This is a genomic window from Flavobacterium haoranii (assembly GCF_009363055.1).
Classification (GTDB): Bacteria; Bacteroidota; Bacteroidia; order Flavobacteriales; family Flavobacteriaceae; genus Flavobacterium; species Flavobacterium haoranii.
Genome location: NZ_CP045292.1, coordinates 1874599 through 1891994, shown reverse-complemented (window position 1 = coordinate 1891994; position 17396 = coordinate 1874599). Strand labels below are relative to the sequence as shown.

Genomic DNA, 17396 nt, shown 5'->3' with positions numbered 1-17396 from the left:
ATTTAAGCTTTTAATTTTTTAAATTCTAGATAGGAATATATAATTGGTAGAATTGATATAATTACTGTTACAGTTATTAATACATAAAACGAATAATTATCAGGAATTATTAGACTTAAAATAAAAATTAACAAACCGCCAATAAACCATAATTTACCACCAAATAGATGTGTTTTTTTCCAAACTTCTTCATTTTCTAATGTCCAAGGGGTTTTAATTCCAATAAAATAATTTGGTTTAATAGTTTTAAAATAATTTCCTAAACCAGCAAAAAGTAAGCCAATTAATGCGAATGCAATTGTAGGTTGTGATTCAGCTTGTTGAGTATTATATATAATATATATTGATAATGCTGACATAAAAGTAGTTAATAATATTCGAATTTGATTCAATTTATAACCCATGCCATTTAATTTTCCTTTCGGATCAATTTTTGGAAACACGAGTATTAAAAAATAACTTAAACCAGAGAGCATTGAAACTGTTCCTAATAAATCTATTTTTGAGCCATAGCCGTCTATTTCGCCTTTTCCATTCCAATGTATAGGGATTGTTTCCGGCAATTGATTCCAAATAAATGCCAAATAAATAAACGGAATTAAGGCGATTAGAATGTACGGAAGTTCTTTTCTTAAAGTTGTCATTTTTGTCTTTTTAGAGTTAGTAACCATTTTAAAATATCATCAACAATAGTGGTATTAAGTGAGTAGATGATAAATTGTCCTTGTTTATCGCTTGTAACTAAATCAGCTTGTTTGAGCAAATCTAAATGATGTGAAATACTAGGTTTAGAAATATTAAAATGATCTGCAATTTCGCCAGCAGTCATGTCACCTTTACGAAGTAATTCTAGAATTTCCCTTCGTGTTTCGTCGTTCAATGCTTTAAAAATCGTATTCATTTTAATTATATATTTAGACAAATATCTAAATATTATTTTGAATTTGCAAATTTTGTTTTGTTTATGTCATTTCGACTAGCAAGAGAAATCACATTATCTAAATAATTTTATGAGATTTCTCACTCCGCTCGAAATGACAAGTCAATCAAACTGTTTACTGTTTGCTATCAACTGAAAACTAAATCAATGCGCTTCTAGCCAATTGTTTCCTTCTCCCATATCTACTACTAGTGGAACCTCTAGTTTAAATGCATTTTCCATTTCGTGTTGAATCATTGGTTTTATTTTTTCTAATTCACTATTATGAACATCAAAAACAAGCTCATCATGTACTTGTAGCAACATTTTTGATTTCCAATTTTCCACTTTCAAGCGTTTGTGAATGTTAATCATCGCAATTTTAATGATATCGGCAGCACTTCCTTGAATTGGCGCATTTACTGCATTTCGTTCTGCAGCACCACGAACCACAGCATTCGCCGAATTAATATCTTTTAAATAACGTCTTCTTCCCGATACGGTTTCCACATAACCATGTTCGCGAGCAAATTCAATTTGTTCTTGAATATAGGCTTTCAATCTTGGATAGGTTTTGTAATACGCATCAATTAAAGCTGCACTTTCGCTTCGAGTTAAATCGGTTTGATTACTTAAACCAAAAGCAGAAACTCCATAAATAATTCCGAAGTTTACCGTTTTGGCATTACTACGTTGTTCTTTGGTAACATCTTCTAAAGCTACATTGAAAACTTTTGCAGCGGTGCTTCGGTGAATATCTTCGTGATTTTGGAAGGCTTTAATCATATTTTCTTCACCCGATAAAGCTGCAATAATGCGTAATTCAATTTGAGAATAATCGGCAGCTAACAAGGTGTAATTTTCGTCACGAGCTATAAAAGCTTTACGAATTTGACGACCACGTTCGGTACGGATAGGAATATTTTGTAAATTGGGATTGTTAGAACTCAAACGACCTGTTGCGGCAACTGTTTGCATATAATCGGTATGCACGCGATTGGTTTTAGCATCGACTTGATTTGGTAACGCATCAACATACGTGTTTTGTAATTTCACCATTTGGCGCCATTCTAAAATATGTTGCACGATTTCGTTGTCTTTAGCCAAATAACTCAAGACTTCTTCGCCTGTTGCATATTGACCGGTTTTGGTTTTCTTAGGTTTACTTCCGCCAATTTTAAGTTTGTCAAATAAAATATCACCTAATTGTTTTGGTGAAGCCAAATTGAAAGTTTCACCGGCTTCTTCGTATATTTTTTGTTCGAACGCGGCAATTTCTTTCGCCATATCAGTTGACATTGCTTTTAGGAAATCGACATCTAAACGAATACCTTCGCGCTCCATAGCTGCTAAAACTTCAACTAATGGAATTTCAATTTCGTCGAATAATTTTTTGGTTCCAACACGCTCTAAAATGGGTTGAAAGTGTTGTTTTAGTTGTAACGTAATATCAGCATCTTCCACTGCATATTCTTTTACCGCTTCTAATTCAACCTGACGCATTGATAATTGGTTTTTTCCTTTTTTACCGATTAAATTTTCAATAGGTTTAGGCGAATATTTTAAATAGGTTTCGCTTAACACATCCATATTGTGACGCATGTCTGGATTTATCAAATAATGCGCAATCATGGTGTCGAATAAATTTCCTTTGATTTCAATTCCGTAATTCGCCAAAATTTTAATATCGTATTTCATGTTTTGACCAATTTTCTCAATACTTTCATTAGAGAAAAACGGAATAAATTTTTCGGCTAAAGCTTTGGCTTCTTCTTGATTTTCTGGAAATGGAACGTAAAAACCTTTTCCTTTTTCCCACGAAAAAGCAATTCCAACCAATTCGGCGTTTAAAGCATCAATTCCTGTCGTTTCGGTATCAAAACAAACCGAAGTTTGCTTTTCTAAATTTTGTAAAAACAACTTTAAGCCTAAATCGCCTTGTACCATTTGATAAAAGTGCTCCGTTGATTCTAAAGTGGCGTAAAAAGAGTTGGTTGGTGTTTCTTCTTCATCGCTAAAACCAAATAAATCCATTTGATTTTCGGCAGATTTTTTTGGAGCTACTTTTTTAGCAGGTTCAGCAGTATTTCCATTTCCATTAGAGTCAATCTCATCATATTCTTTACCAGAACCAAAAAGCTTGTCGAATTGTGTTTTCATTTGACGGAATTCTAATTCCTGGAAAATAGCATCCGTTTTTTCAACATCAGGTTTTGAAAATTCAAAGTCTTTCTCATCAAATTCAACTGGACAATCGAGTAGGATAGTAGCTAATTTTTTTGAAAGAATTCCTTTTTCTTTATTTGCTTCAATGTTTTCTTTCATTTTGCCTTTCAGCTCGTGAGTGTTGGCTAAAAGATTTTCGATAGAACCATATTGTGCTAAGAATTTTTTAGCTGTTTTTTCACCTACACCTGGTAATCCAGGAATGTTATCGACAGCATCGCCCATCATCGCTAAAAAGTCAATTACTTGTAAAGGGTGTTCTACTTCAAATTTTGCTTGCACTTCAGGAATTCCCCAAATTTCTATATCGTTCCCCATACGAGCTGGACGATACATAAAAATATTTTCAGAAACTAATTGCGCAAAATCTTTATCAGGCGTCACCATAAAAACTTGGTAGCCTTGTTTTTCAGCTTGTTTGGCCAAAGTTCCAATTAAATCATCGGCTTCAAAACCTGCTTTTTCCATGATGGGAATTTGCATGGCACGCAGTAATTCTTGAATATAGGGAACGGCTATTTTAATGGCTTCCGGCGTTTCGTCACGATTAGCTTTATATTCTTGAAACATTTCTAAACGATAATCACTTCCGCCTTTGTCGAAAGCTACTGCCAAATGATCGGGCTTTTCACGACGAATTACGTCCATCAAAGAGTTCATAAAACCCATAATGGCTGAAGTATCCATGCCTTTTGAGTTGATTCTTGGGTTTTTAATAAAAGCGTAATATCCTCTAAAAATTAAAGCGTAAGCATCGAGTAGAAATAATCGTTTTTGTGACATGTAATTGAGTTTAAAACGTAAAAATACAATTCTTTACGAAATGTTAAGGTGTTAAAAAAATATAAATTTATAGCGATTTGATTTCTTGTTAATTACATTTGCTTAAAAAAGTAAAATGCTACGCTGGTTAATCCCCATACTACTATTTTCTATTATTGAATTTTATTCTTTCCAAGCTATAAGAACTGCTACTAAATCGAAATTGATTTTGATTGGTTACATTATCACTTCACTAGTTTTTATTGGATATTTAATTTATTATATCACTACCCACAATAGAAATGATGCGCAATCGCATGTTTTTCAGTGGACGATTGGTATTTTTTTATTGATTTATTTACCAAAAATTATACTGACTTTAGTTTTGTTTTCTGAAGACGTTTTCCGATTTTTTGCTGGATTATTTGGATACATTTCTAATAGTGATTCTACAGAAAAATTTCTACCCGAAAGAAGAAAGTTTATCAGTCAGGTTGCGCTTGGTTTAGCTGCAATTCCTTTTACATCATTAATTTATGGAATGACAAAAGGGAAGTACAATTTTAAAGTAATGAAACAGACTTTGTTTTTTCCTGATTTGCCAGATAGTTTTGATGGAACTACGATTACTCATATTTCAGATATTCACAGCGGCAGTTTTGACGATAAAGAAAAGATTGAATATGCGATTGATTTAATCAACGAACAGCAATCCGATTTGGTTATGTTTACAGGCGATATCGTAAACACAAAAGCGGATGAAATGTATCCGTGGATTGATACTTTTAAACGAATTCATAACCCTATTTTAGGAAAATATTCGGTTTTAGGAAATCATGATTATGGTGAATATTATCAATGGAATTCTAAACAAGAAAAAGAACAAAATTTTACCGAAATTAAAGATTTACACCGTCAAATTGATTTTAAACTTTTGCTGAATGAAAATGTTGAAATTAAAAAGGTAACGATTCAATAAAATTAATTGGTGTAGAAAACTGGGGTGTAAAATTTAAACAAGCTGGCGATTTAAAATTGGCTTCAAAAGGAGTTGCTAAAGAAGATTTTAAAATCTTAATGAGTCACGATCCCAGTCATTGGGATGCTGAAGTACAACACGACAACAATCATTATCATTTAACACTTTCGGGGCATACACATGGGTTCCAATTTGGAATTGAAATTCCAGGTTGGATAAAATGGAGTCCGGTTCAATATGTTTATAAACAGTGGGCTGGTTTGTACGAAAACTTAGGCCGTTATGTTTATGTAAACAGAGGTTTTGGTTTTCATGCTTATCCTGGCAGAGTAGGTATTATGCCCGAAATAACAGTAATTGAGCTAAAAAAAGGTTAAATTGATTAATAATTCAATTAAAATGCTAAATTTGTATAGTGTTTCCGAATAAAAATTGAAATTTTATGTCAAAATTTGGAGAATTAATTGATGCTCAAGTACCCGTTCTAATTGACTTTTTTACAGAATGGGATTCACCTTCTGTGGCTATGAATGAAGTCATTCGTGATGTAGCGGCTGCATTAGGAGATAGAGCTAGAGTAATTAAAATTGATGTTGATAAAAACAGAGAGTTAGCAGAAGCGCTTCGTGTTAAAGGACTCCCTACCTTGATGATTTATAAATCAGGGCAAATGGTTTGGCGTCAAAGCGGAGAATTAGATGCAAATACACTTATTTCTTTAGTACAAGATCAAGCCTAACTAATTACATCAAAAATATATCCTTTCTCTTTTATTGCTTCTATAGTTTTGGGTAAAGCATACCTAAGGTTTTTTTCTGCTTTTAAGCTATCGTGAAAAACAATAATGCTTCCTGAGGCTACATTCTCATTTACATTAGAAAAACACTTTTCAGGACTTGTATTGGCGTCAAAATCGAAACTGATAATATCCCACATAATAATTTTATAGCCTTTTTTGCGTATTAAATTACTTTGTGAAAATTTTATTTTACCATAAGGAGGACGAAAAAGATTGGTGTTTTTGCCCAATTTTTTAGAATCTCATCCTCGCATAAATTGAAGTTTTCTAAGTACACATTTTTGTTGGTTTCCCACCCTTTTAGATGATTAAAGGTATGATTTCCTATAGAATGGCCTTCGTTAATAATTCTTTTAAAAATTTCAGGATGTTTTTTAATATTATCTCCAATGCAAAAAAAGTAGCTTTAATGTTTTCCTTTTTAAGCGTATCTAAAACCCATTCGGTAACTACCGGAATAGGTCCATCATCAAAAGTAAGGTAAACCTTTTTCGATTTATTTGGAATTTCCCAGATATAATTTGAGAATAATATTTTGGTAATTCTATTTGTTTTAATCCAATTCATAATGAAAAAACCACGAACAATGTTCGTGGTTAGTTGTTATTCCATATCTCTTCCAAACTCAGGGAACAGTTTGTTGTAATTATTGAACTTTTCTCTTTCTTGATTGTAGAAGTCGGTATCATTTGCTTCATCCATATAGAAAAGTAAGCTTCTATATCTTTCAATGCTCGAAACAATATCATATCTATAATCGTATTTTTCGCTAGCACTCATGCCTTTGTAGAAAGTTAACTCTTCTTGATATTTTTTGATAAGTTTAGACAATACTTCTCTCGCTTTGTCCTTTTTGCCTAATTCATAATAAGCATGTGCAAAAGGTTCAACTAAAGTATAATAATCAAAAAATTCTATAGGCATTTTTGTCATAGCCAATTCAACAACTTTTTCAGCTTTATCTTTTTGCCTTCAATTAATAATGTTTCAGTTAATCGTGCAAGATTTGTTCTAAAAGTAATTGAATTTTTACGAGTTTCTGGATCGTGATAAATTTTAGGATCTTCTCCATTACCCCATTCCCATTTCATAACCATATCATACATTTTGTCAGTATCGATATAACCCATTTCAAGAGGATTTGGTTTTCCTTTTTGAGGTGTTAAAATAGGAACCAATTTAAAACACATTCCGTCTAATTGTAAATAGTCTTTCATCCATAAATAGTCGTCTTCACCAAAACTTCCTCCAGTAAAATATACTGGACGTTTCCAATTGTTTTCATTGATGATATCTAACATTAATAGTCTATTTTTATAAAGTGCTTCATTATTTATCTTTAAATTGATAACAGGAACAATTGAATCATAATATTTCTCAGCAACAACTTTATTTTTGATAATGTTTTGTTTGTCGATTGGGATAAAAATTTTCTGAGTTGGGAAATAATTTACACTTTGTCCACTTCTTAATTGAATCTTAGCTCTTTCGTCATCAAAGTGCATAAATGTCATTAATTCGTCAAGCGAAATAGAATCTTTTGTTCTTTCAACATGGAAGCTATAATCACGATTTGAACCACGATATTGCTCTCTTTTAAATGAAATTGGCACAGGGTCAGAGTCCCAAGCTTTACGTTTCATTTGGTCAATGTACCAATCTGTCATAAACAACTGTGTGTTTACAATTCGCACATCGGTTCTATATTTTTCAATTTCTTGTAAATACCATAACGGGAAAGTATCATTATCACCAATTGTAAATAGAATAGCATTTTTCTCACAAGAATCTAAATAGGCTTTTGCAACAGATAAAGCAGTGTATTTATTACTTCTATCATGATCGTCCCAGTTTTCTTTTGCCATTAAAACTGGAGCTGCTAGTGTTGTAATAACTAAGACTAATGGAATAGTTACTTTAGGTTGTAAATATTTTTTAATTCCTTCATAAAAAGAATAAACTCCAAAGGCAATCCACATTGCAAATGCATAAAATGAACCTACTAAAGCATAGTCGCGTTCTCTAGGTTCAAACGGTCTTTCATTTAAATATACTTTAAGTGCTAAACCTGTAAATAAAAACAACACCAAAAGAACATAAAAACTCTTAATGTCTCTTTTTGCATGAAATATTATTCCTATAACAGCCAAAATAAAAGGTAAAAAGAAATAAGTGTTTCTTCCTTTGTTATTTAGCATATCTGAAGTTAAGTTGTCTTGAGTTCCTAATCTTGCTTCATCAATAGGTTTGATTCCGCTTAACCAATTTCCGTTTAAAACATCTCCTTTCCATTGGTTGTCGCTTTGTCTTCCAACGAAGTTCCACATTAAATAACGCCAATACATGTATCCAAATTGATATTGGAACATAAACTTCATGTTACTTGAAAAAGATGGTTTTTCAACAATTAAATAATCGCTATAGTTTTTTAAGAAAGAATCGTAGTCTTCTAAATCTAGTTTTCCTTGATTGAATGCATTTCTAAAATCGGCAACTATTTCTACAAGTTCTTGTTCATGTGCATAATCTGGGTGAATTCTGAAATCTAACGGTTCAGTAAACTTCATGTAATTTACATTGTGTTCATTGCTCCACATTCTTGGTAAGAATCCTTTATGATTGTTGTCGCTATTTTGTTTTGCGTTCTTAAAATTATTTGTAATTATATATTTTTTAGAATCATAATCTCTTTCATAAATAGGTTTTGCATCTGAATAAGGTTGTTCTTCATCTAGACCAGAATAAGCATCAGAGAATTGTGGTCCATATAGTAAACTTTGATCGCCATATTGTTCACGATTATAATAAGCTAAAATTGCTGCAGCATCAGAAGGTTTGTTTTCGTTAATAGGTGGATTTGCATTAGCTCGAATTGGTAAAACTAACCAGTTTGAAAATCCAATTAATACAAAAGCAATTGACAAGATTAAAGTATTTAATTTTACATAACCTTTTTTCTTAGTGTATTTTAAAGCAAAATAAAACGCTGCTATAAATAAAACGAAACACAAAATTACCCCAGAGTTAAAAGGTAATCCTAAAGAATTTACTGCAAAAATTTCTGTTCTACCAAAAGATTCTAATACGAATGGTATTAATAAACTGAATATAAACAATAAAACACCAACACTTATTAAACTATTTATAATAATTTTTTTGATTGTTACTTCTGTAGTATTTTTAAATAAATAAAGTAACACTATTGAAGGAATGGCCAATAAAGCCATTAAGTGAACGCCAAATGAAAGTCCTGCTACAAATGATATTAAAAGTAACCATCTGTTTCCTTTTGGGTTGTTCATGTCTTGTTCCCAACGTAGTCCAAGCCAAAATAATAATGCTAAAAATAAAGAGGCCATGGCATAAACTTCGGCTTCAACAGCACTATACCAAAAGCTATCTGTAAAAGTAAAAGCAAGAGATGCTACAAAAGCACTTCCTAAAACCATTATTACATTCTCTTTGGCAGATTCTTCGTTAAGAAAAACTTTCTTCATTATTAAAGTAAGTGACCAAAACATAAATAAAATGGTAAATGCACTTGAGAAAACAGATAGCATGTTAACCATAAAAGCAATTTGAGTAGGAGCTGTTGCAAAAATTGAAAAAATTGCTCCCATCATTTGGAATAATGGAGCTCCTGGTGGATGACCTAATTCTAAATTCGAAGAAGTTGCAATGTATTCGCTACAATCCCAAAAACTTATTGTAGGTTCAACGGTTAAAGTATAAGTAATTAATGCGATTGAGAAAGCTACCCAACCTAAAATTGTATTCCACTTTTTAAAATTGAACGAATTCATATATTTCAATTGGCTTTTATGTTTAGTTATACAAAGAAACTGTTTTTTTACTTAAAGAAATGCTAAAAAAAAATTTTAATATTTTTTTGAAAAAATTTGCAGGGTTAAAAAAATGTACTACATTTGCACTCGCAATAACAAAGTTGCATGGGAATTGGCCCATGGTGTAATGGTAACACTCCGGTTTTTGGTACCGTCATTCAAGGTTCGAGTCCTTGTGGGCCAACAAAAAAACTCCGATAGAAATATCGGAGTTTTTTTATTTTTACAGGTTTAGTTTTAAGTAATAATATATATAAAAAAGACCACTCAATGAGTGGTCTTTTTTATAAGGAAAATCTTAAAATTAGATTTTGAAAGTAATTACAGGTCTTTTTGCATGATTTACTAGGTCTTCACTAATGCTTCCGTTGAAGAAGTGAGATAGTCCTTTTCTTCCGTGTGTGCTCATTCCTATTAAGTCAGCATCAATGCTTTTTGCAAAATGTAAAATCCCTTTCTCTACATTAATATCGTTGTAAATATGAGTTGAGAAGTTTTTGAAATCAAAACTAGACATAAACTCATCCATTGCTTTTTGGGCAACTTTTGTAGATTTAAAATTGTTTGGTGTGTTGATATTTACCAAATGTATGTGTGAGTTAAATTTGTTTGCAAAAGAAATTACTTTTTCAAATGGTTTTTTTACTTCATCTGAAAAATCTGAAGCAAATACAAATTTATCAGCAGAAAAACTTTCGTTATCATTTTTAATGATTAAAACGGGAACATTTGAGTTTCTTACTACTTTTTCAGCATTCGAGCCGATGAACATTTCTTGGAAGCCACTTGCTCCATGAGATCCCATAACAATTAAATCAGCATTGTGAGACTCTCCGTTTTTAATAATTCCGTCAAATGCCATTTCAAATTGAATAATTTTTGAAACCTTAACACCTTCTAAGTAAGGAGCATTCATTAATTCGTCTAACTTGGTTAAAGCGGCATTTTTAAATAACATTAATTCGGGTATATCGTGTGCGCTAGAAATTGCATCGTTGCCAGATGTTGGTAATTCTAACATGTGTATTAAGAAGATTTCGCCATCATTTTTTTTTGCAATTTGAGCGGCTACCTTTAATGCATATTCTGCATGTTTTGAAAAATCAGTTGGTACTAAAATTCGTTTCATAAATTTAGATTAAAGTTTTGGTAGTAAAATTTTTACACTATAAAGGTAGTAATTAATTGGAAATTAACAATTTTTTTTAGTTTAAAAATTATTTGTATATTTGCAGCAGTTATTTGAATAATCAATAATGAGGCACGCTACGCGTGCCTCTTTTTATAAATTATGTTGTTTAAAGAAAAAGTAAATCAATTAGTACAAGAAGCTCTAATGGAGCGTCCAAGCTTGTTTTTAATTGATCTAAAAATTACAGATGATAATAAAATTTCAGTAATTTTAGATGGTGATAATGGAGTGAACTTACAAGATTGTATTGATGTAAGTAGAGTACTTGAACATAATTTGGATCGAGAGGAAGTGGATTTCGCTTTAGAAGTTGCATCTGCGGGAGCTACGAGTCCAATGAAAATGCCTCGTCAGTATAAAAAAAATATTGGAAGAAAAATTAAGGTTGTAAAGATTTCTGATGAAGTAATTGAAGCTACTTTAATTGAAGCAGATGAAAATGGAGTGACTCTAGAGTGGAAGGCTAGAGAACCCAAAAAAATTGGTAAAGGAAAAGAAACTGTAGACAAAAAGGAGGTTTTACCTTATACAGATATTAAACAAGCGGTGGTTATAATTACATTTTAAATAGAAAATTAACATGGAGAATATTGCGTTAATTGAATCGTTTTCTGAGTTTAAAGACGATAAACTTATCGATAGAGTTACCTTAATGGCGATTTTGGAAGATGTATTTCGCAATGCGTTGAAGAAAAAGTTTGGTTCAGATGATAATTTCGATATCATTATTAATCCTGATAAAGGAGATATGGAAATTTGGAGAAACAGAACTGTAGTAGAAGATGGAGAGGTTGAAGATCCAAATTCTGAAATTGCATTATCTCAAGCAAGAAAAATTGAACCTGATTTTGAAGTGGGTGAAGAGGTTTCTGAAGAAGTTAAATTAATAGACTTAGGAAGACGTGCTATTTTAGCGCTACGTCAAAACTTAATTTCAAAAATTCACGAGCACGATAATACAAATCTTTACAAGCAATTTAAAGATTTAATTGGAGACATTTATACAGCTGAAGTACATCACGTAAGACCTAAAATGATTGTCTTAATGGATGATGATGGAAATGAAATTGTGTTGCCAAAAGAAAAACAAATTCCAAACGATTACTTCAAAAAAGGAGATCACGTTAGAGGAATTATTGAAAATGTAGAATTAAAAGGCAATAAGCCTCAAATCATAATGTCTAGAACTTCTCCAGATTTCTTAGAGAAATTATTCGAGCAAGAAATTCCAGAGGTGTTTGATGGTTTAATTAATATCAAAAAAGTTGCGCGTATTCCAGGTGAAAAAGCAAAAGTAGCTGTTGATTCTTACGACGATCGTATTGATCCAGTTGGAGCTTGTGTGGGAATGAAAGGTTCTCGTATTCACGGAATTGTTCGTGAGTTAAATAACGAAAATATCGACGTTATCAACTTTACAAACAATGCGCAATTATATATTACAAGAGCGTTAAGTCCTGCTAAAGTTTCTTCAGTTAAAATTGATGAAGAAACTAAGAGAGCTGAAGTGTTTTTGAAAATCGAAGAAGTTTCAAAAGCAATCGGTAGAGGAGGTCATAATATTCGTTTAGCAAGTATGCTTACAGGTTACGAATTAGATGTAATTAGAGAAGGCGTTGAAGAAATCGACGACGTAGAATTAAGAGAGTTCTCTGATGAAATCGAAGGATGGGTAATCGAAGAATTTGAAAAAATTGGTTTAGATACAGCTAGAAGTGTACTAGATCGAGATGTTGAAGATTTAGTTAGAAGAACTGATCTTGAAGAAGAAACTGTTTTAGATGTAATTAGAATTTTAAAAGAAGAATTAGAAGACTAATAACTCTAAAAATAAACAACACACAAATTACAAAGAAAACATAATTAGATTATATGTCTGAAAATAGAGTTATAAGAATCAATAAAGTTTTAAGGGAGCTAAATATTTCTCTTGATAGAGCTGTGGATTTTTTAAAAGAGAAAGGTCATCATGACATTGAATCAAGTCCTAATGCAAAAATCTCTCAAGTAGAATATAATTTGCTTTGCAATCAATTTTCGGCCGATAAAGGTAAGAAGGAAGCTTCTCTTGAAGTTAGTGAGGAAAAGAAAAAGGAAAAAGAGGCTTTAAAGAAAGAGATTGAAAAAGAACTTGAGATTAAAAAACTTCAAGAAGAAAAACTTAAAAAAGAGCAAGAAGTAATTAAAGCTAAGGCTACTATTTCTGGTCCTAAAGCAGTTGGTAAAATAGATTTAAATCCATCTAAACCAGTTGAAGAAAAGCCTGTACAAGAAACTCCTGTTCATGAAGAAGTTAAAACTGAAGAAGTTAAAGAAACTCCAGTAATTGTTCAAGAGGTTGTTAAAGAACAAGCTAAAGAAGTTAAACAAACTCCTGTAGCTCAAAATAATTCTCCAAAAGAATTCAAAAAAGAACCTAAGGTAGAAAAAGATGTTAAACAACAATCTGATCAAAGTCAAGAAGAAGCTTCTCAAGAACCAGTTAAAATTGAAACACAATATCAAAAACTTTCTGGGGCTACATTTACAGGTCAAAAAATTGATTTATCTCAATTTAATAAACCTAAAAAGAAAAAGAAGACAATAAGAAAGACTTCAAGAAACCAGGAGGTAATAACAATAATCAAAACCAACAAGGCGCTGCTAAGAAAGATAATGGTGAAGCAAAGAAAAAGCGTCAAAGAATTACAAAACCTACACCTGGTGGCGGAGCTAATAACAACAATAACCAAGGTCAAGGCGGTGTAAAAAAAGATTTTAACAGAGATCGTTTCAATAAAGGTAAAAAACCGGTTATTCAAAAGGTTGAGCCTACTGAAGAAGAGGTTAAAAATCAAATTAAAGAAACTCTTGAAAGACTTCAAGGTAAAGGTAATAAGTCTAAAGCGGCAAAATATCGTAAAGATAAGAGAGAAACTCACCGTCAGCGTTTAGATGAAGAACAACAACAGCAAGATTTAGAAAGCAAAATCTTAAAAGTAACAGAATTCGTTACTGTTGGAGAAATTGCTACGATGATGGATGTGCCTATTACAAAAGTAATTGGAACTTGTATGTCTTTAGGAATCATGGTTACCATGAACCAAAGATTAGATGCTGAGACATTATCAATTGTTGCCGATGAGTTTGGTTACCAAGTTGAGTTTATTACTACTGATATCGAAGAAGCTGCTGAAGAAGTACAAGATAGTCCAGAAGATTTACAAGAAAGAGCGCCTATTGTTACGGTAATGGGTCACGTAGATCACGGTAAAACATCTTTCTTAGATTATGTGCGTGATACTAATGTTATCGCGGGTGAGTCTGGAGGTATTACACAGCACATTGGTGCTTATGCAGTAGAGTTAGAAAATGGTCAAAAAATTACTTTCTTAGATACACCAGGTCACGAAGCCTTCACTGCTATGCGTGCTCGTGGTGCACAGGTAACAGATATTGCGATTATTGTAATCGCTGCCGATGATGACATCATGCCTCAAACTAAAGAGGCTATTAGTCACGCTCAAGCGGCTGGTGTGCCAATGATTTTTGCTATCAATAAAGTGGATAAACCGACAGCTAACCCTGAAAAAATTAAAGAAAAATTAGCTGCAATGAACTTATTAGTTGAAGAGTGGGGTGGTAAGTACCAATCTCATGATGTGTCAGCTAAAACTGGTTTAGGAGTTAAAGAATTACTAGAAAAAGTTTTACTCGAGGCTGAATTATTAGAGCTTAAAGCAAATCCAGATAGATTAGCGCAAGGTACTGTTGTAGAAGCACAGTTAGATAAAGGTCGTGGATATGTAACTACAATCTTAGTTCAAAACGGTACTTTAAAAATTGGAGACTATGTATTAGCAGGTAAACATCACGGTAAAATTCGTGCAATGTTCGATGAGCGTGGTCACAACATTAAAGAAGCGGGTCCTTCTACGCCAGTTTCAGTATTAGGTTTAGATGGTGCACCAACAGCAGGTGATAAGTTCAATGTTTATGAAGATGAAAGAGAAGCGAAACAAATTGCTGCAAAACGTACGCAGTTAATTCGTGAGCAATCGGTTAGAACCCAAAAGCATATTACATTGGCAGAGATTGGTCGTCGTATTGCTTTAGGTCAATTTAAAGAATTAAACATTATCCTTAAAGGTGACGTGGATGGTTCAGTTGAAGCTTTATCAGATTCATTCTCTAAATTATCTACTGAAGAAATTCAAGTTAATATTATTCATAAAGGTGTTGGAGCAATTACAGAATCTGATGTATTGTTAGCTTCTGCTTCTGATGCTATTATTATCGGATTCAACGTTCGTCCTCAAGGCAACGCGAAGATGTTGGCTGAAAAAGAAGAAATCGATATCCGTAACTACTCAATCATCTATGATGCAATTGATGATGTTAAAGATGCAATGGAAGGAATGTTGTCTCCTGAATTAAAAGAAGAGATAACAGGTTCTGCTGAAATTAGAGAGTTGTTCAAAATTTCTAAAGTGGGAACAATTGCTGGATGTATGGTTACCGATGGTAAGATATTTAGAAACTCAAGAATTAGATTAATTCGTGAAGGTGTTGTAATTTACACAGGTGAATTAGCAGCGTTAAAACGTTTCAAAGACGATGTGAAAGAAGTTTCTAAAGGATACGATTGTGGTATGCAGGTTAAAAACTATAATGATATTAAAGAGTATGATATCATTGAAGCATTCCAAGAAGTTGAAGTTAAAAAGAAATTATAGTCTTAAACTTACAAATAAAGAAAAAGCCCAATTTTTGAATTGGGCTTTTTTATTTTTAAGGCTTTATTAAAAGCGATGTTGGGTATTTGTCTTTTATCTTGTTTAAAGTTCCCTCGGCGTGTAATCTTGAACGGAATGGACCTATGTAAACTTTGTATTGTGGACTCGAAAAAACGATAGTTCCGTCTAGTTCTTTGTACTCTTTTTTAAAGTCGTTTAGTTGCTTTTTACAATCGGTGCTACTACCACTAAAAATTTGAATTTTATAACCATCATTTATAGCTAATGTCGAGTTTACTTTTCTTTTTTCATTAAGTAATTCTTCAAATTTCGGACTCTGATTCACTGTAGTTTTTCCCTCTTGAGGAAAAATTTGAGATGAACATAAAAGCAAAAAAAATAAGGTTGTTTGGCTGAATTTTAAATGTAAATTTCTCATTTTGAATGAATATTTGAACAAAAATACAATTATATTTTTAGTATCGAACCTGACTAATTATTTAGAATAAATATAAATTACATTTTAAGATAAAATTAAGGTTTTGATAATAACTCGAATGTCGTATTTTTGTCGGAGTTTAAAAAAATAATGTTTTAGTTATTCTTCAATTCAAAGAAGCTAAAACCATACCAAAAATAGATACGATAACCATAAATTAATATGAAAAAGGTGGGTAACCATAGATCGTTTACAAAGATTTTCTTCAGTTTAGCGCTTTCGCTATCTTTTTCTTTATCAGTTTTTGCTCAAGATGCTGCTCCTGCTGAAGCTGCTGCTACAGGGGTGGAGATCCTGCAAAAGGTAAAGAATTGTTTAATGCAAACTGTGCGGCTTGTCACAAACTTGATAAAGTTGCAACAGGGCCTGCTTTACGTGGTGTTGCGGATAAATATGAAAGAGAATGGTTGTATAAGTGGATTAACAACAGTAGTGAGTTAGTAAAGTCTGGTGACGCTCAAGCTGTTAAGGTGTTTGAGGAATTTAATAAAGTTGCAATGACAGCTTTCCCTCAATTATCTCGTGCTGATATAGATAATATATTAGCTTATACTTCTGAACAACCAACAACTGCTCCTGCTCCAACTGCTGGTCCAGGTACTGAAGTGGTTGCTGATAATTCAGGAATTTCTAACAATGCAATTTTAGCTGCATTATCGTTAGTTTTAGTTATGTTAATTGTGATGTTGTTCTTAGTGAATAACGTGTTAACTAAAATTGCTAAAGCAAATGGTATTGAAGCTGCTCCAAGTGAAAAATCACTTCCGTTATGGAAAGCATTTGCAAAGAATCAATTTTTAGTATTGGTATCTGCAATATTCTTTTTACTGATTGCGGCATATTTTGCTTATGGTTACTTGATGCAAATTGGTGTAGATCAAGGTTATGAGCCAATTCAGCCAATTCATTATTCTCATAGAATTCACGCTGGTGACAATGGTATTGATTGTAAATACTGTCACTCGGCTGCAAGAGTTAGTAAGCATTCAAATATTCCTTCTTTAAATGTTTGTATGAACTGTCATAAGAATATCAGTGAGGTTGCTGAAACTACGGCTACTGAGGATTATTCAAAAGAGTTTTATGATGGTGAAATTCAAAAATTATATGATGCAGTAGGTTGGGACGGTACTAAATATACTGGAAAAACTAAGCCAGTAAAATGGGTTAGAATTCACAATCTACCTGATTTTGTTTATTTCAACCACTCGCAACACGTATCTGTTGCTGGTGTAGAGTGTCAAACTTGTCATGGGCCTGTTGAGGAAATGGAAATTATGAGACAACATTCTTCATTAACGATGGGTTGGTGTATCAACTGTCACAGAGAGACTAATGTGAAAGTTGAAGACAATGAGTACTACAAAAAAATTCATGACGAACTTTCTAAAAAGTATGGTGTTGATAAGTTGACAGCTGCTCAAATGGGAGGTTTAGAGTGTGGTAAATGCCACTATTAA

11 protein-coding genes, 1 tRNA gene and 5 pseudogenes are annotated in these 17396 nt (G+C 32.4%); 9 read left to right on the top strand and 8 right to left on the bottom strand.

The annotated features are described in order from the left end of the window. Window positions 1–2: 2 nt before the first annotated feature. From GCU34_RS09045 to polA, 3 genes are all read right to left on the bottom strand, one after another. Window positions 3–644, bottom strand: a complete 642-nt coding sequence (locus tag GCU34_RS09045; protein ID WP_072783109.1) for an SdpI family protein — start codon at window positions 642–644, stop codon at window positions 3–5. Next, the gene (locus GCU34_RS09040; protein WP_072783111.1) at window positions 641–901 is read right to left on the bottom strand and encodes an autorepressor SdpR family transcription factor; all 261 of its coding nucleotides are present in this window, start codon (window positions 899–901) and stop codon (window positions 641–643) included. Before GCU34_RS09040 ends, GCU34_RS09045 begins: the two co-directional genes overlap by 4 nt. Window positions 902–1084: 183 nt before the next feature. Continuing rightward, complete coding sequence (gene polA, locus GCU34_RS09035; RefSeq protein WP_072783114.1) at window positions 1085–3928, bottom strand: DNA polymerase I; 2844 nt, start codon at window positions 3926–3928, stop codon at window positions 1085–1087. A gap of 115 nt (window positions 3929–4043) precedes the next feature. On the opposite strand from polA, the gene GCU34_RS09030 reads away from it, so the two are divergent. The 3 genes from GCU34_RS09030 to GCU34_RS09025 all read left to right on the top strand — a co-directional run bounded on the left by GCU34_RS09030 (window position 4044) and on the right by GCU34_RS09025 (window position 5625). Further along, entirely contained in the window at window positions 4044–4886 is an 843-nt protein-coding gene (locus GCU34_RS09030; protein WP_394367527.1) for a metallophosphoesterase, read from the top strand. 56 nt (window positions 4887–4942) lie between these two features. Further along, a complete protein-coding gene (locus GCU34_RS14425) occupies window positions 4943–5263 on the top strand; it encodes a metallophosphoesterase (protein WP_394367526.1) in 321 nt (106 codons plus the stop codon). A gap of 65 nt (window positions 5264–5328) precedes the next feature. After that, a complete protein-coding gene (locus tag GCU34_RS09025) occupies window positions 5329–5625 on the top strand; it encodes a thioredoxin family protein (RefSeq protein ID WP_072783118.1) in 297 nt (98 codons plus the stop codon). Between the two features lie 23 nt (window positions 5626–5648). Here GCU34_RS09025 and GCU34_RS14420 read toward each other — a convergent pair. From GCU34_RS14420 to GCU34_RS09015, 3 pseudogenes are all read right to left on the bottom strand, one after another. Next, a pseudogene (locus GCU34_RS14420) lies at window positions 5649–5750 on the bottom strand (polysaccharide deacetylase family protein); the annotation flags it as partial. A 119-nt stretch (window positions 5751–5869) separates the two neighbouring features. Continuing rightward, window positions 5870–6252: pseudogene (locus GCU34_RS14415) on the bottom strand (polysaccharide deacetylase family protein). A gap of 36 nt (window positions 6253–6288) precedes the next feature. Then, window positions 6289–9488: pseudogene (locus GCU34_RS09015) on the bottom strand (protein O-mannosyl-transferase family). Window positions 9489–9643: 155 nt separating this feature from the next. Here GCU34_RS09015 and GCU34_RS09010 point away from each other — a divergent pair. Next, window positions 9644–9714 (top strand) — tRNA-Gln (locus tag GCU34_RS09010). A gap of 120 nt (window positions 9715–9834) precedes the next feature. On the opposite strand, the gene GCU34_RS09005 is transcribed toward GCU34_RS09010, so the two are convergent. Further along, window positions 9835–10659: a universal stress protein gene (locus GCU34_RS09005; protein WP_072783134.1), complete on the bottom strand. Its 825-nt coding sequence runs from the start codon at window positions 10657–10659 to the stop codon at window positions 9835–9837. Window positions 10660–10821: 162 nt separating this feature from the next. On the opposite strand from GCU34_RS09005, the gene rimP reads away from it, so the two are divergent. From rimP to infB, 4 genes and pseudogenes are all read left to right on the top strand, one after another. Further along, entirely contained in the window at window positions 10822–11289 is a 468-nt protein-coding gene (rimP, locus tag GCU34_RS09000; protein ID WP_072783136.1) for a ribosome assembly cofactor RimP, read from the top strand. Window positions 11290–11302: 13 nt separating this feature from the next. After that, window positions 11303–12541 (top strand): transcription termination factor NusA, encoded by a 1239-nt coding sequence (gene nusA, locus GCU34_RS08995; RefSeq protein WP_072783138.1) that lies wholly within the window; start codon window positions 11303–11305, stop codon window positions 12539–12541. Between the two features lie 53 nt (window positions 12542–12594). After that, window positions 12595–13323 (top strand): annotated as a pseudogene (locus GCU34_RS14410) (translation initiation factor IF-2); the annotation flags it as partial. Window positions 13324–13736: 413 nt separating this feature from the next. Further along, window positions 13737–15437 carry a translation initiation factor IF-2 gene (gene infB, locus GCU34_RS14405; RefSeq protein WP_394367534.1) on the top strand — a complete coding sequence of 567 codons (1701 nt, stop codon included), beginning with the start codon at window positions 13737–13739 and terminating at the stop codon, window positions 15435–15437. Between the two features lie 55 nt (window positions 15438–15492). On the opposite strand, the gene GCU34_RS08985 is transcribed toward infB, so the two are convergent. Next, window positions 15493–15783: an SPOR domain-containing protein gene (locus tag GCU34_RS08985; protein ID WP_227658670.1), complete on the bottom strand. Its 291-nt coding sequence runs from the start codon at window positions 15781–15783 to the stop codon at window positions 15493–15495. A 315-nt stretch (window positions 15784–16098) separates the two neighbouring features. Between GCU34_RS08985 and GCU34_RS08980 the strand changes: the two are divergent. After that, window positions 16099–17396 (top strand): annotated as a pseudogene (locus tag GCU34_RS08980) (c-type cytochrome).

Bases quoted from the DNA above. Each gene is read 5' to 3' on its own strand.
- GCU34_RS09045 (WP_072783109.1), bottom strand. From the start codon at position 644: ATGACAACTTTAAGAAAAGAACTTCCGTACATTCTAATCGCCTTAATT.
- GCU34_RS09040 (WP_072783111.1), bottom strand. From the start codon at position 901: ATGAATACGATTTTTAAAGCATTGAACGACGAAACACGAAGGGAAATT.
- polA (WP_072783114.1), bottom strand. From the start codon at position 3,928: ATGTCACAAAAACGATTATTTCTACTCGATGCTTACGCTTTAATTTTT.
- GCU34_RS09030 (WP_394367527.1), top strand. From the start codon at position 4,044: ATGCTACGCTGGTTAATCCCCATACTACTATTTTCTATTATTGAATTT.
- GCU34_RS09025 (WP_072783118.1), top strand. From the start codon at position 5,329: ATGTCAAAATTTGGAGAATTAATTGATGCTCAAGTACCCGTTCTAATT.
- GCU34_RS09005 (WP_072783134.1), bottom strand. From the start codon at position 10,659: ATGAAACGAATTTTAGTACCAACTGATTTTTCAAAACATGCAGAATAT.
- rimP (WP_072783136.1), top strand. From the start codon at position 10,822: ATGTTGTTTAAAGAAAAAGTAAATCAATTAGTACAAGAAGCTCTAATG.
- nusA (WP_072783138.1), top strand. From the start codon at position 11,303: ATGGAGAATATTGCGTTAATTGAATCGTTTTCTGAGTTTAAAGACGAT.
- infB (WP_394367534.1), top strand. From the start codon at position 13,737: ATGATGGATGTGCCTATTACAAAAGTAATTGGAACTTGTATGTCTTTA.